General features: G+C 72.0%; 12 protein-coding genes. 3 read left to right on the top strand and 9 right to left on the bottom strand.

Annotation, left to right across the window (positions count from 1 at the left end):
- Positions 1–91: 91 nt before the first annotated feature.
- Positions 92–661 (bottom strand): dienelactone hydrolase family protein, encoded by a 570-nt coding sequence (locus ACWD3O_RS33285; protein WP_451413914.1) that lies wholly within the window; start codon positions 659–661, stop codon positions 92–94.
- A gap of 60 nt (positions 662–721) precedes the next feature.
- On the opposite strand from ACWD3O_RS33285, the gene ACWD3O_RS33280 reads away from it, so the two are divergent.
- Positions 722–1,843: a mechanosensitive ion channel family protein gene (locus ACWD3O_RS33280; RefSeq protein WP_451413915.1), complete on the top strand. Its 1,122-nt coding sequence runs from the start codon at positions 722–724 to the stop codon at positions 1,841–1,843.
- A 79-nt stretch (positions 1,844–1,922) separates the two neighbouring features.
- On the opposite strand, the gene ACWD3O_RS33275 is transcribed toward ACWD3O_RS33280, so the two are convergent.
- From ACWD3O_RS33275 to ACWD3O_RS33260, 4 genes are all read right to left on the bottom strand, one after another.
- Positions 1,923–2,405 (bottom strand): GNAT family N-acetyltransferase, encoded by a 483-nt coding sequence (locus ACWD3O_RS33275; RefSeq protein ID WP_451413916.1) that lies wholly within the window; start codon positions 2,403–2,405, stop codon positions 1,923–1,925.
- Positions 2,402–3,346: an RluA family pseudouridine synthase gene (locus tag ACWD3O_RS33270; protein WP_451418461.1), complete on the bottom strand. Its 945-nt coding sequence runs from the start codon at positions 3,344–3,346 to the stop codon at positions 2,402–2,404. Before ACWD3O_RS33270 ends, ACWD3O_RS33275 begins: the two co-directional genes overlap by 4 nt.
- Positions 3,347–3,411: 65 nt before the next feature.
- Positions 3,412–3,990, bottom strand: a complete 579-nt coding sequence (lspA, locus tag ACWD3O_RS33265; protein WP_451418460.1) for a signal peptidase II — start codon at positions 3,988–3,990, stop codon at positions 3,412–3,414.
- 68 nt (positions 3,991–4,058) lie between these two features.
- Positions 4,059–4,508: a TraR/DksA family transcriptional regulator gene (locus ACWD3O_RS33260; RefSeq protein WP_451418459.1), complete on the bottom strand. Its 450-nt coding sequence runs from the start codon at positions 4,506–4,508 to the stop codon at positions 4,059–4,061.
- 379 nt (positions 4,509–4,887) lie between these two features.
- Between ACWD3O_RS33260 and ACWD3O_RS33255 the strand changes: the two genes are divergently transcribed.
- Both ACWD3O_RS33255 and ileS read left to right on the top strand, forming a co-directional pair.
- Entirely contained in the window at positions 4,888–5,196 is a 309-nt protein-coding gene (locus ACWD3O_RS33255) for a hypothetical protein (RefSeq protein ID WP_451418458.1), read from the top strand.
- A gap of 493 nt (positions 5,197–5,689) precedes the next feature.
- The gene (gene ileS / locus ACWD3O_RS33250) at positions 5,690–8,836 is read left to right on the top strand and encodes an isoleucine--tRNA ligase (protein ID WP_451418457.1); all 3,147 of its coding nucleotides are present in this window, start codon (positions 5,690–5,692) and stop codon (positions 8,834–8,836) included.
- A 299-nt stretch (positions 8,837–9,135) separates the two neighbouring features.
- On the opposite strand, the gene ACWD3O_RS33245 is transcribed toward ileS, so the two are convergent.
- The 4 genes from ACWD3O_RS33245 to ACWD3O_RS33230 form a co-directional block, all read right to left on the bottom strand.
- Entirely contained in the window at positions 9,136–10,347 is a 1,212-nt protein-coding gene (locus tag ACWD3O_RS33245; RefSeq protein WP_451418456.1) for a DivIVA domain-containing protein, read from the bottom strand.
- Positions 10,348–10,402: 55 nt separating this feature from the next.
- Positions 10,403–10,687: a YggT family protein gene (locus tag ACWD3O_RS33240; RefSeq protein WP_108953862.1), complete on the bottom strand. Its 285-nt coding sequence runs from the start codon at positions 10,685–10,687 to the stop codon at positions 10,403–10,405.
- A gap of 47 nt (positions 10,688–10,734) precedes the next feature.
- A complete protein-coding gene (locus ACWD3O_RS33235) occupies positions 10,735–11,394 on the bottom strand; it encodes a cell division protein SepF (RefSeq protein ID WP_451413922.1) in 660 nt (219 codons plus the stop codon).
- Between the two features lie 128 nt (positions 11,395–11,522).
- The gene (locus ACWD3O_RS33230) at positions 11,523–12,257 is read right to left on the bottom strand and encodes a YggS family pyridoxal phosphate-dependent enzyme (RefSeq protein ID WP_451418455.1); all 735 of its coding nucleotides are present in this window, start codon (positions 12,255–12,257) and stop codon (positions 11,523–11,525) included.
- Positions 12,258–12,263 lie beyond the last annotated feature (6 nt).

Genomic DNA, 12,263 nt, shown 5'->3' with positions numbered 1-12,263 from the left:
CAACGGCCCGATCACCGCCCACGACTCATCAGTCAGCTCATGACGACGCACCACGAACAGACCAACGACGCCCCCACTTTGCGGACACGACCTAGAGCGAGTCGAGGAAGCCGAGCGCCACCCGCCAGGTGGCCTCGGCCGCCTCGGCGTCGTGGTCCGGGAGCCCGGGGTCGGTGTAGAGGTGGCCGGCCCCGGGATACCGGAAGACCTCCACGTCCGCGCCGGCCCGGCGCATCTGGAGGTACCAGGAGCTCAGCCAGTCGTCCGTCTCGAAGGGATCGGGCTCGGCCACGTGGAGCTGCACCGGCAGGTCGTCCGCCGAGGCGTTCGCGGCGATGTCCGAGGTGCCGTGCAGGAGCAGCAGACCGCGGGCCTTGTCGTCGCCGAGCGCCAGGGTCTGCGCGGTGGCCGCCCCCAGCGAGAAACCGGCGTAGACCAGCCCGCGCTCGGAGTAGGGCGCGGCCGCCAGGACCGCCCGCTTCAGCAGCTCGTCGGCCCCCACGCTCGCATGGTGGTCCATGCCCTCCTCGACCGTCTCGAAGACCCGTCCGTCGAAGAGGTCCGGGGTCCACACCTGGTGTCCCGCGGCGCGGAGCCGGTCGGCGGCCTCGTGCACGGCGGGGCGCAGGCCGTAGGTCGAGTGGAAGAGCATGACGTTCATGAGTCAATGCTCACACGACCTTCGCGTTCGCATCTCCCCGGTTCCGGATAAGCGCGCCGAATGGAGAACGTCATGCGCCCGCTCATCGTCATCGGCGGCTCGGTCCTCCTCACCCTGGTCATCGGGTGGGCCACGGACAAGCTGCTCCGCAAGGCCGACGAGCGCCACCCGGAGACCCCGGCCTGGGGTCTGCTGCGGCGTGCTCGCATCCCCTACCAGATCGCCCTGTGCGTCGCGCTGATCCGCGCCTCCTGGGACGAGGCCCAGATCGGCGGCTCGTACCGGGTGCTGATCGGCCGGATCCTCACGCTGCTCCTGATCGGCGCCACCGCCTGGCTGCTGATCCGGATCGCCGGCGCCGTGGTGGAGGCCTCCTACGACCGGTACGCCCGGGTCCACCGCGATCCGGCCCGGGTGCGCCGGGTGCGGACCCAGGTCGAGCTGATCATGCGCGTGGTCACCGCGATCGTCGGCACGGTCGCCGTCGCCGCGATGCTGCTGACCTTCCCCGCGATGCGCGCCGCCGGCACCTCGCTGCTGGCCTCCGCCGGTGTCCTCGGCATCGTCGCCGGTGTGGCCGCCCAGTCCACGCTGAGCAACGTCTTCGCCGGCCTGCAGATCGCCTTCGGCGACATGGTCCGCATCGGCGACACCGTGGTCGTCGAGGGCGAGTGGGGCACCGTCGAGGAGATCACCCTGACCTTCCTGACCGTCCGCACCTGGGACGAACGCAGCTTCACCATGCCGGTGTCGTACTTCACCTCGAAGCCGTTCGAGAACTGGTCCCGCGGCGGCGCCCAGATGACCGGCGTCGTCTACTGGCAGCTCGACCACCGCGCCCCGGTGGAGGCGATGCGGGACAAGCTCCGCGACATCCTGCGCCACTGCTCCGCCTGGGACGGCCGCGCCCACAACGTGCAGGTCACCGACACCTCGCCGACGACCATGGAGGTCCGGGCGCTGGTCACCGCGAAGGACGCCGACGACATCTGGACGGTGCGGGTCACGGTCCGCGAGGAGATGCTGCGCTGGCTCGCGGCCGAGCACCCCTACGCGCTGCCGCGCATCGTCACGGCCACCCCGGAGACGCCGATGCACCTGCCGCTGCCCACCGCCGACCAGGCCCGGCAGCCCGCCCGCGCCGCCCGCGAGGGCATGCCGAAGCCCCGGCTCGAGAAGTGAGCCGGGGCGGCGGGCGGTCCCCGGGGGCCGTCCGGACCTGGAACCGGGACTGGACCCAGACCTGGAGGGGGCGCCGGCCCTAGAGGGAGCGCCGCATCGACCGGTGCGGGATGCCGGCGTCGTCGAAGACCGGGCCGTACGCCCGGTAGCCGAGCCGCTCGTAGAAGCCCATGGCGTGCACCTGCGCGCCCAGGTCGACGACACTCAGACCACGCTCGCGCGCCACGTCCTCGATGCCCCGCACCAGCGCCACGCCGACGCCGAGGCCGCGGGCCTCGGGCAGCACGGCGAGCCGCCCCAGCGAGCCGACGGCGGGATCGCCGCCGGTCTTCTTCGCGGCGACCTCGCCGTACAGCAGCCGGCCGGTGCCCAGCGGGGCGCCGTCCTCCTCGCGGACGGCCAGCACGTGGACGGCGTGGGCGTCCAGCGCGTCGTACTCGATCTCCTCCGGGACGCCCTGCTCGACGACGAACACCTGCTTGCGGACCCGGAAGCAGGCCTCACGGTCGTCCAGGTCCTCGACGACCCGGACCACCACGGGCCGCGCGGCGGGGGCGGTCACGCGTAGGTCTCCTCACGCACCTTGTCGAGGGCCTTGCTCAGGTCCTCCGGGTACTCGCTGACGAACTCCACCCACTCGCCGGTGCCCGGGTGCTCCAGGCCGAGGCGGACGGCGTGCAGCCACTGCCGGCTCAGCCCGAGCCGCTTGGCCAGCGTCGGGTCGGCGCCGTAGGTGAGGTCGCCGACGCAGGGGTGCCGGTGGGCCGACATGTGCACGCGGATCTGGTGGGTGCGGCCGGTCTCCAGCTTGACGTCCAACAGGGACGCCGCGCGGAAGGCCTCGATCAGGTCGTAATGCGTGACCGACGGCTTGCCCTCGGCGGTGACCGCCCACTTCCAGTCGCTGCTGGGGTGGCGCCCGACGGGGGCGTCGATGGTGCCGCTGGTCGGGTCCGGGTGGCCCTGCACCAGGGTGTGGTAGCGCTTGTCGACCGTGCGCTCCTTGAACTGGCGCTTGAGCGACGTGTACGCGTGCTCCGACTTGGCGACCACCATCAGGCCGGAGGTGCCGACGTCCAGCCGGTGCACGATGCCCTGGCGCTCGGCGGCGCCGGAGGTGGAGATCCGGTAGCCGGCCGCGGCCAGCCCCCCGATCACGGTCGGGCCGGTCCAGCCCGGCGAGGGGTGCGCGGCCACACCGACCGGCTTGACGATCACGATCAGGTCGTCGTCGTCGTGCACGATCTCCATGCCCTCGACGGGCTCGGCGACCACCTGCACGGGCGCGGGGGCCTGGGGCATCTCCACCTCGAGCCAGGCGCCGCCGGAGACGCGCTCGGACTTGCCGACGACCACCCCGTCGACCTGCACCTTGCCCGCCGCGGCCAGCTCGGCCGCCTTGGTCCGGGAGAAGCCGAACATCCGGGAGATGGCGGCGTCGACGCGCTCGCCCTCCAGGCCGTCCGGCACGGGCAGGGTTCGGATCTCGGGAATCGTGCTCACCCGTCGAGTATGCCGGACGGGTGACACGGCGCGTCCCGCGCCCTCGGGCGGCGGGCCCTTCCCGGTCAGTCCTTGTGGACGGTGCCGTCCGGGTCGAGGCCCTTGAAGGAGAGCAGCACGATCAGGATGCCGCCGCAGACGATCGCCGAGTCGGCGAGGTTGAACACCGCGAAGTGCTTCGGCGCGATGAAGTCCACGACCGCGCCCTCGAAGACGCCCGGCGTGCGGAAGATCCGGTCCGTGAGGTTGCCCAGCGCGCCGCCCAGCAGCAGGCCGAGGGCGATCGCCCAGGGGGTGCTGTAGAGCTTGCGGGCGAGGCGGAAGATCACCACGATCACGGCGACCGCGATCAGCGTGAAGAGGATGGTGAACGCCTCGCCGAAGCCGAAGGCCGCGCCCGGGTTGCGGATCACGTCCAGGCGCAGCCAGTCGCCGAGCAGCTCGACGGAACGGTTCCCCGGCTCCAGCTCCGCCACCACGATCAGCTTGGTGACCAGGTCGAGGACGTAGGCCAGCACCGCGACGGCGATCAGCACGGCCACCCGCCGCTTGCCGCGCGGGGGCTGCTGCTCCTCGTTCTCCTCCGGGGCTGCCGCCTCGTCCGGAGTCTCCGGCGTACCGATGATGCGCTCCGCCTCTGCCACGTGAGTCCTTCGGCCTGGTTACCTGACTGGAAGGAGAGCGTACGGCACGACCCCCGTGGCCGCTGTGGTCAGTGCCTCCGTTCCTGTTTCTGCTTGCACTCCACGCAGAGGGTGGCGCGGGGGAAGGCCTGCATGCGGGCCTTGCCGATGGGGTTGCCGCAGCTCTCGCAGAGGCCGTACGCGCCCTCCGCCAGGCGTTCCAGGGCGCGCTCGGTCTGGCTGAGCGTCTCGTGGGCCGCGGAGGCCAGGGCCAGCTCGTGCTCGCGCGTGATGTTCTTCGCACCGGTGTCGGCCTGGTCGTCGCCCGCGCCGTCGCCGGAGTCCCGCATCAGCCCGGCCAGGGCGCGTTCCGCCTGCGCGATCTCCGCGCGCAGCCGGGTCGCCTCGCCCTCGAGCTCGCCGCGGGCCTCCTCGACCTCCTCGGTCGTCCACGGGTCCTCGCCGGGGCGGACCGCCAGGTCCCCCGCCTCGACCCGTGCCTTGGGCACCGCCGCCGCCGAACTCTTCCTCGCCCTCACGCCCCTGCCTCCCGTCCGCGCGGCCACCGCCGCGGCACCCTGCCGACCCTCACCGGCCTCCACCGCGTCCGCGGCGGCCGCCTCCTCGCTCCCGGCCGTCCGCGCCGGGCCCTTCCCGCCCGGTCCGGCGGCGCTCCTCGACTGCGCACGCCCGGCATCGCCGCCGCCCGGCCGCGCAGTGTCCTTCCCCTCCACCAGCCGCTCAACCGCCTTCCGGCCCACCGACCCTCCGCCACCGGCCGCCGCGGCCTTCCCGGCCTCACCCGCCGGAGTCCCCGGCACCTCGCCCGCCACGGGCTTCCCAGGTTTCCCGGGCTTCCCGGCCTCGTCCGCCACAGCCTGCGGAGCCTCGTCCGCCGGAGTCCCCGGGGTGCCCGGGGTGCCCGGGTCCTGGTCCGCCGCGGTCTTCCGGCCACCCGGCCTCTTCGCCCCGGCCCCGCCGGCCCGCTTCCGCGCGGGCGCCTCGGTGCCTGGTCCGTCGCCCGCCGGGGCCGTCGCGCCGGTGGCCCGTTCCGCCGCCCTGCGCGTGCCCGGCTTCCTCGCGGCGGCGGGAGCCTTGTCCGGGCTCCGCTTCGCGGCGGCGCCTCGCGCGGAGCGGGACCCCGCGGCGCCGTCCGCCGTGCCCGACGCCGACTCACGTTCGGCGGTCCTCTTCGCCACCATGGCCGCGGCCCCTCACATGCTGTGATCCTGCTCGCGAATCGTGCTCGGACGATAGATCGGCCCGTAACCGGCGGCAACGGGGCACGCCGCTGCATGCGTTGTGCCCATCTGCCGCCCCGGTATGCGCCGGACCAGGGCCGAACGGGTGCGGCCCTGGCCGAATCCGCCCGCACGGCCCCGGGAAATCCCGTCACCGTCACCCGCCGTCGCCCCTTACACTGGCCCCAGCGACAAGGCGTGGATGGGACGAGTAGCGGCGCCCGCAGCCCAGAGCGACCCGGGGACGGTGTGAGCCCGGGGGCGAGCACGACGTGAAGATCACCCCGGAGCCGCCGGAAGAACGCCCGGGAGTTCCCGGGCCGGTAGACCCGGCCGTCGCGACCCGAATGAGGGGGTCACCGGGCGTGCGCGAGCGCGAGCCGGCGGCCAAGGAGGGTGGTACCGCGGGACCGCGCCGACGGCGCACGGCTCTCGTCCCTCCGACGGAAGGCAGCAATGTCCGTTGGAGGAAGCCGCTGATGACAGCGCCGACGTACCGCCAGGTGCCCGCCCAGGTCGACCTGCCCGCCCTCGAGCACGCCGTGCTCGAGTTCTGGGAGCAGCAGAAGATCTTCGCCAAGACCCTGGAGCAGTCCGAGGGCCGCCCCGAGTGGGTGTTCTACGAGGGCCCGCCCACCGCGAACGGCATGCCCGGCGCGCACCACATCGAGGCGCGCGTCTTCAAGGACGTCTTCCCCCGCTTCCGCACCATGCGCGGCTACCACGTGGCCCGCAAGGCGGGCTGGGACTGCCACGGCCTGCCCGTGGAGCTCGCGGTGGAGAAGGAGCTCGGCTTCACCGGCAAGAAGGACATCGAGAACTACGGCATCGCCGCGTTCAACGCGAAGTGCCGCGAGTCCGTCACCCGGCACACCGACGCCTTCACCGAGCTGACGACCCGCATGGGCTACTGGGTCGACCTCGACGACGCGTACGTCACCATGGACCCGGAGTACGTGGACTCCGTCTGGTGGTCGCTGAAGGAGATCTTCAAGAAGGGCCTCCTGGCCCAGGACCACCGCGTCGCGCCCTGGTGCCCGCGCTGCGGCACCGGCCTCTCCGACCACGAGCTGGCGCAGGGCTACGAGACGGTCGTCGACCCCTCGGTCTACGTCCGCTTCCCGCTGACCTCCGGCCCGCTGGCCGGCCAGGCCTCCCTCCTGGTGTGGACGACCACCCCGTGGACCCTGGTGTCCAACACCGCGGTCGCCGCCCACCCGGAGGTGACCTACGTGGTCGCCACCGACGGCGAGGAGAAGCTGGTCGTCGCCGAGCCGCTGGTCGCCAAGGCCCTCGGCGAGGGCTGGGAGCCCACCGGCGAGTCCTTCACCGGCGCGGAGATGGAACGCTGGACCTACCAGCGCCCGTTCGAGCTGGTGGAGTTCCCCTCCGAGGCTCACTTCGTCGTCAACGCCGAGTATGTGACCACCGAGGACGGTACGGGTCTGGTCCACCAGTCCCCCGCCTTCGGTGAGGACGACCTCAAGGTCTGCCGCGGCTACGGCCTGCCGGTGGTCAACCCGGTGCGCCCCGACGGCACCTTCGAGGAGGACCTCCCGCTGGTCGGCGGCGTCTTCTTCAAGAAGGCCGACGAGGCGCTGACCGCGGACCTGCAGGAGCGCGGTCTGCTCTTCCTGCACCTGCCGTACGAGCACAGCTACCCGCACTGCTGGCGCTGCCACACCGCGCTCCTCTACTACGCGCAGCCGTCCTGGTACATCCGCACCACCGCGGTCAAGGACCGGCTGATCGAGGAGAACGAGAAGACCAACTGGTTCCCCGCGAGCGTCAAGCACGGCCGCTACGGCGACTGGCTGGACAACAACATCGACTGGGCGCTCTCCCGCGCCCGCTACTGGGGCACCCCGCTGCCGATCTGGCGCTGCGAGGAGGGCCACCTCACCTGTGTCGGCTCCCGCGCCGAGCTCTCCGAGCTGACCGGCGCCGACCAGTCGGACCTCGACCCGCACCGCCCGTTCATCGACGACGTGACCTTCGCCTGCCCCGAGGAGGGCTGCGCGCACACCGCCGTGCGCGTCCCCGAGGTCATCGACGCCTGGTACGACTCGGGTTCCATGCCGTTCGCGCAGTACGGCTACCCGTACAAGAACAAGGAGCTGTTCGAGAGCCGTTACCCGGCCCAGTTCATCTCCGAGGCGATCGACCAGACCCGCGGCTGGTTCTACACGCTGATGGCGGTCGGCACGCTCGTCTTCGACAAGTCCTCGTACGAGAACGTGGTCTGCCTCGGCCACATCCTCGCCGAGGACGGCCGGAAGATGTCCAAGCACCTGGGCAACATCCTCCAGCCGATCCCGCTGATGGACCAGCACGGCGCCGACGCGGTGCGCTGGTTCATGGCGGCCGGCGGTTCCCCCTGGGCGGCCCGTCGCGTGGGCCACGGCACCATCCAGGAGGTCGTCCGCAAGACGCTCCTCACCTACTGGAACACCGTCGCCTTCCAGGCCCTGTACGCCCGCACCGCCGGGTGGGCCCCGGGCGAGGCCGACCCGGCCCCGGCCGAGCGCCCCATCCTGGACCGCTGGCTGCTCTCCGAGCTGCACGCGCTCACCGCCGAGGTGACCAAGGCCCTGGAGTCCTACGACACCCAGCGGGCCGGCAAGCTCCTGTCGGCCTTCGTGGACGACCTGTCCAACTGGTACGTCCGCCGCTCCCGCCGCCGGTTCTGGCAGGGCGACAAGGCCGCCCTGCGGACCCTGCACGACGTGGTGGTGACCGTCACCCAGCTGATGGCGCCGCTCACGCCGTTCATCACCGAGCGCGTCTGGCAGGACCTCGTCGTCCCGGTCGTCCCGGACGCCCCGGAGTCGGTCCACCTGTCCTCCTGGCCGGAGGCCGACCTGTCCTCCGTGGACGAGGAGCTGTCGCAGCAGATGGCGCTGGTGCGCCGCCTGGTGGAGCTGGGCCGCGCCACCCGCGCCGAGTCGGGCGTCAAGACGCGTCAGCCGCTCTCCCGGGCGCTGGTCGCGGTCTCCGGCTTCGAGCGCCTGGGCGAGGAACTGCGCGCCCAGATCGCCGAGGAGCTCAACGTGGCCGCGCTGGCCTCGCTCTCCGAGGTGGGCGGTTCGCTGGTCGACACGACCGCCAAGGCCAACTTCCGCGCGCTGGGCAAGCGGTTCGGCAAGCGCGTGCAGGAGGTCGCCAAGGCCGTCGCCGCCGCGGACGCCGCCGCGCTGTCCGCCGCGCTGCGGGAGACGGGCACGGCCACGGTCGACGTCGAGGGCGAGACGGTCACCCTCTCCCCGGAGGAGGTCATCGTCACGGAGACCCCGCGCGAGGGCTGGTCGGTGGCCTCCGACTCGGGCGCGACGGTCGCCCTGGACCTGGAGATCACCGAGGAGCTGCGGCGGGCCGGCCTGGCGCGTGACGCGATCCGCCTGATCCAGGAGGCGCGCAAGAACAGCGGCCTGGACGTGGCGGACCGCATCGCGCTGCGCTGGTCCTCGACGGACCCGGCGGTCGCCGAGGCGCTCACCGCCCACGCGGGCCTGGTCGCCGACGAGGTCCTCGCGACCGACTTCGCCCAGGGCGAGGCGGACGGCACGTTCGGCGCCCCGTTCACGGACGAGGGCCTCTCCCTGGAGTTCCGTCTCCGCAAGGCGTAACCCCTGCGGCACCCGAGGCCCGGTTTCCCCGCGCGGGGAAACCGGGCCTCGGCCGTTCCCGGGCGCCACGCGCGGCTCCTCCCCCACCCCTCCCGAAGCCATGCCCTCGCAGTACGGACGACCTGTTGCGGGCGGCTGGGCCGGCGGCACCGCCGGGCGCGGGCGGTCCCGTGTGCACGCCGCGGCTCGCACCGCGGAAAGCAAGTGCCGCACGGCGAAAGGGCGGTGCCCCGAACCCTGAGGTTCGGGGCACCGCCCTACTGAACGCCGACGACAGGCGTACCGCTAGCCGCGGGCCGTCAGTTGTCGTCCTCGTCGATCAGGAACCCGCGCATCGGCGAGGGAGCCTGGCCCATCGGGCCGGGACCCTGCGGCCGCACCGGCGCCATCGGCTGCGTCATGGCCGGCGACATCTGCGGCTGGCCGTTGCCGCCGCCGCCCGGGCCACCGCCGAAGGCGGAGGACGGACCGGGGCCGCCGTTCATGCCCTGACCGCCGCCGAACGCGGACCCGGCACCGGCCGGAGCCATCGACGGGGCCGGCGGCGGGGGCAGCGACGGCGCACCGGACGGAGCCGGCGTCCGCGGCGGCGCCAGCGTGTCGTCCGCCTGGGACTCCAGCTGCCGCAGCTGCGACTCCAGGTAGGACTTCAGCCGCGTGCGGTACTCGCGCTCGAAGCCGCGCAGGTCCTCGACCTTGCGCTCCAGCGTGGCGCGGGCGGACTCCAGGGAGCCCATCGCGACGCGGTGCTTCTCCTGCGCGTCCCGCTCCAGGGCGTCGGCCTTGGCCCGGGCGTCACGCTCCAGACCCTCGGCGCGGCTGCGGGCCTCGCCGACGATCTTGTTGGCCTCGGACCGGGCCTCGGCGATCGCCTGGTCGGCGGTCTGCTGGGCCAGCGACAGGACGCGCGCGGCGCTGTCGCCACCGGGACCCTGGCCGGGGCCGCCCATCGGGCCGCCGGGACCGCCCATGGGGCCGCCCATCGGACCGGGACCGTGCATCGGCTGGCCCATCGGACCGGGGCCACCCTGGCCCATCGGACCGGGACCCTGCGGGCCGTGGCCCTGGGGGCCGTGACCGCCGGGACCCTGGGGACCGTGGCCACCGGGGCCCTGCGGGCCGCCGGGGCCGGCGGGAAGCTGCGGGGCACCGCTCGGCAGCTGCGGCGGGCCACCCATGGGGCCGCCGTGCTGCTGCGGGGGTCCCGATATCCCGGCGGGGACAGGACCACCGGGACCGCGCATGCCGGGACCCTGGTCCTGGGGACCGCCCGGACCCTGCGGGCCGCCGGGTCCGTCGGGACCCTTCCGCATGCCCTGCTGCTGGTTCTGCGCGGCAGCACGGGTGGCCGCGGCCAGCTTGGCGCGGAGGTCCTCGTTCTCCCGGAGCAGTCGGGTCAGTTCGGCTTCGACCTCATCGAGGAAGGCATCGACCTCGTCTTCGTCGTAGCCTTCCCTGAGGCGGACGGTCGTGAACTGCTTGTTCCGCACGTCCTCGGGGGTCAACGGCATCTCTTCACCTCAACGTAGTCGTCGGCTTTCGGCAAGAACGTCATTCACATCGCGCTCACAGCCGGCTCACGACGGAGATCAGGATGTAGACGATGATCATCAGTACGAAGAAGGACAGGTCGAGCGCCACGCCCCCGAGACGCAACGGCGGGATGAACCGCCGCAGAAGCTTGAGCGGTGGATCGGTGACAGTGTAGGTGGCCTCCAATACGACCACCATCGCCCTTCCGGGCTGCCACGAGCGGGCGAACTGGAACACGTAGTCCATGACCAACCGGAAGATCAGGACGAGGAGGAAACACATCAGCGCGATGTAGACCACGTCCCAGAACACGCTCATGATCTCCTGCTTCCCTCTCCCCTGTGTCTTGCGTCACCCGGTACTTCTCAGCTCTGGTTGAAGAACCCGCCCTCTGCGATGCGGGCCTTGTCCTCCGCCGTGACATCGACGTTAGCAGGAGACAGCAGGAACACCTTCTGCGTCACCCGCTCGATACTGCCGTGCAGACCGAACACCAGACCCGCCGCGAAGTCGACGAGCCGCTTCGCGTCCGTGTCGTCCATCTCCGTCAGATTCATGATCACCGGAGTGCCCTCACGGAAGTGTTCCCCGATGGTACGGGCCTCGTTGTAGGTCCGCGGGTGGAGGGTGGTGATCCTGTACGGCTCCCTCTCCGACACGACCTTGGGCATGATCACCGGCGCGCTCTTCTCCAGACTCTGACGTTCCTGTGTGATGGATGCCACGGGGGCGATCCGCGCCGGCCGGCTCGTCTCCGCCGCTGGGGCGACGGTGGCGGGAGCCGGTTCGCGGGGCGCCGGGGGCTGCACCACTCGTACCGGTTCTTCCCTTTGCGGCTGGTGCGAACCATGTGCCGAGTGTGAACTGTGCGACGTGTGTGCTGACTCGTGTCGGTGACGGTCACGCTCCGGCTCAGGGTCGAGTTCCGGTTCGAAGTCGTCGTCGGGGTCGAAACCCCGGCCGTCGTACCCATCGTCCTCCACGAGGCCGAGGTAGACCGCCATCTTGCGCATCGCGCCGGCCATGCTCTGAGTCCTCCGCTCTGTGGTGGATCGGCTGACGACTGCCACGTCCCCGCGATCCACGAGGTCGTTCTGCCCGCCATTCGGCGGAAAAGACCATATTTTCTGTTGTGGTCCGACTCTTGGCGACGTTACCCGAGCCCGGGACGTACTCCGAGTACCGCACTGCCGACGCGTACGTGTGTCGCTCCGGCGGCAACGGCGTCCTCGAGGTCCGCACTCATCCCTGCCGACACCATGGTTGCAGTCGGATGGGCTCGGCGCAGGACAGTCGACAAATCCATCAGCCGGTCGAAGGCCGCCCGTTGACGCCCCGCATATTGTCCGGTGAGCGGGGCGACGGTCATCAGTCCGCCCAGCCTCAGGCCCTCCGACGAGGCGATCAGGGCGGCCAACTCCTCGACGCCGTCGGGCGCCACCCCGCCGCGCTCGCCCCGGCCCCGCTCCTCGGCGTCCAGCGCGACCTGGATCAGGCACCCGATCTCCCGGCCGGTCCGCACCGCCTCCTTGGAGAGGGCGGTGACCAGCCGGTCCCGGTCCACGGACTGCACCATGTCGGCATAACCCGCCACGGACCGGACCTTGTTGGTCTGCAACTGGCCGACGAAATGCCACGAAAGCGGCAGATCCGCACAGGCCGCCGCCTTCGGGGCGGCGTCCTGGTCGCGGTTCTCGGCCACGTGCCGGACCCCGAGTTCCGCCAGGATCCGCACGTCGCTCGCCGGATAGGTCTTGGTGACCACGATCAGGGTCACCTCGTCGCGCGACCGGCCCGCGGCCTCGCACGCCGCGGTGATCCGGCTCTCCACCCGGGCGAGGTTAGCCGCGAGTTCCTCGCCGCGTTCGTTCACAGAGCGTTCCGTCATGCCTCG

The organism is Streptomyces sp. NPDC002640, from assembly GCF_053592575.1.
Note: the sequence above shows the minus strand (reverse complement) of the source record. Positions and strands in the feature narration are given on the sequence as shown.

Excerpts from the sequence above, each read along its gene's own strand:
- ACWD3O_RS33245 (WP_451418456.1), bottom strand. The coding sequence starts at position 10,347 with ATGCCGTTGACCCCCGAGGACGTGCGGAACAAGCAGTTCACGACCGTC.
- ileS (WP_451418457.1), top strand. The coding sequence starts at position 5,690 with ATGACAGCGCCGACGTACCGCCAGGTGCCCGCCCAGGTCGACCTGCCC.
- ACWD3O_RS33230 (WP_451418455.1), bottom strand. The coding sequence starts at position 12,257 with ATGACGGAACGCTCTGTGAACGAACGCGGCGAGGAACTCGCGGCTAAC.
- ACWD3O_RS33235 (WP_451413922.1), bottom strand. The coding sequence starts at position 11,394 with ATGGCCGGCGCGATGCGCAAGATGGCGGTCTACCTCGGCCTCGTGGAG.
- ACWD3O_RS33240 (WP_108953862.1), bottom strand. The coding sequence starts at position 10,687 with ATGAGCGTGTTCTGGGACGTGGTCTACATCGCGCTGATGTGTTTCCTC.
- ACWD3O_RS33285 (WP_451413914.1), bottom strand. The coding sequence starts at position 661 with ATGAACGTCATGCTCTTCCACTCGACCTACGGCCTGCGCCCCGCCGTG.
- ACWD3O_RS33280 (WP_451413915.1), top strand. The coding sequence starts at position 722 with ATGGAGAACGTCATGCGCCCGCTCATCGTCATCGGCGGCTCGGTCCTC.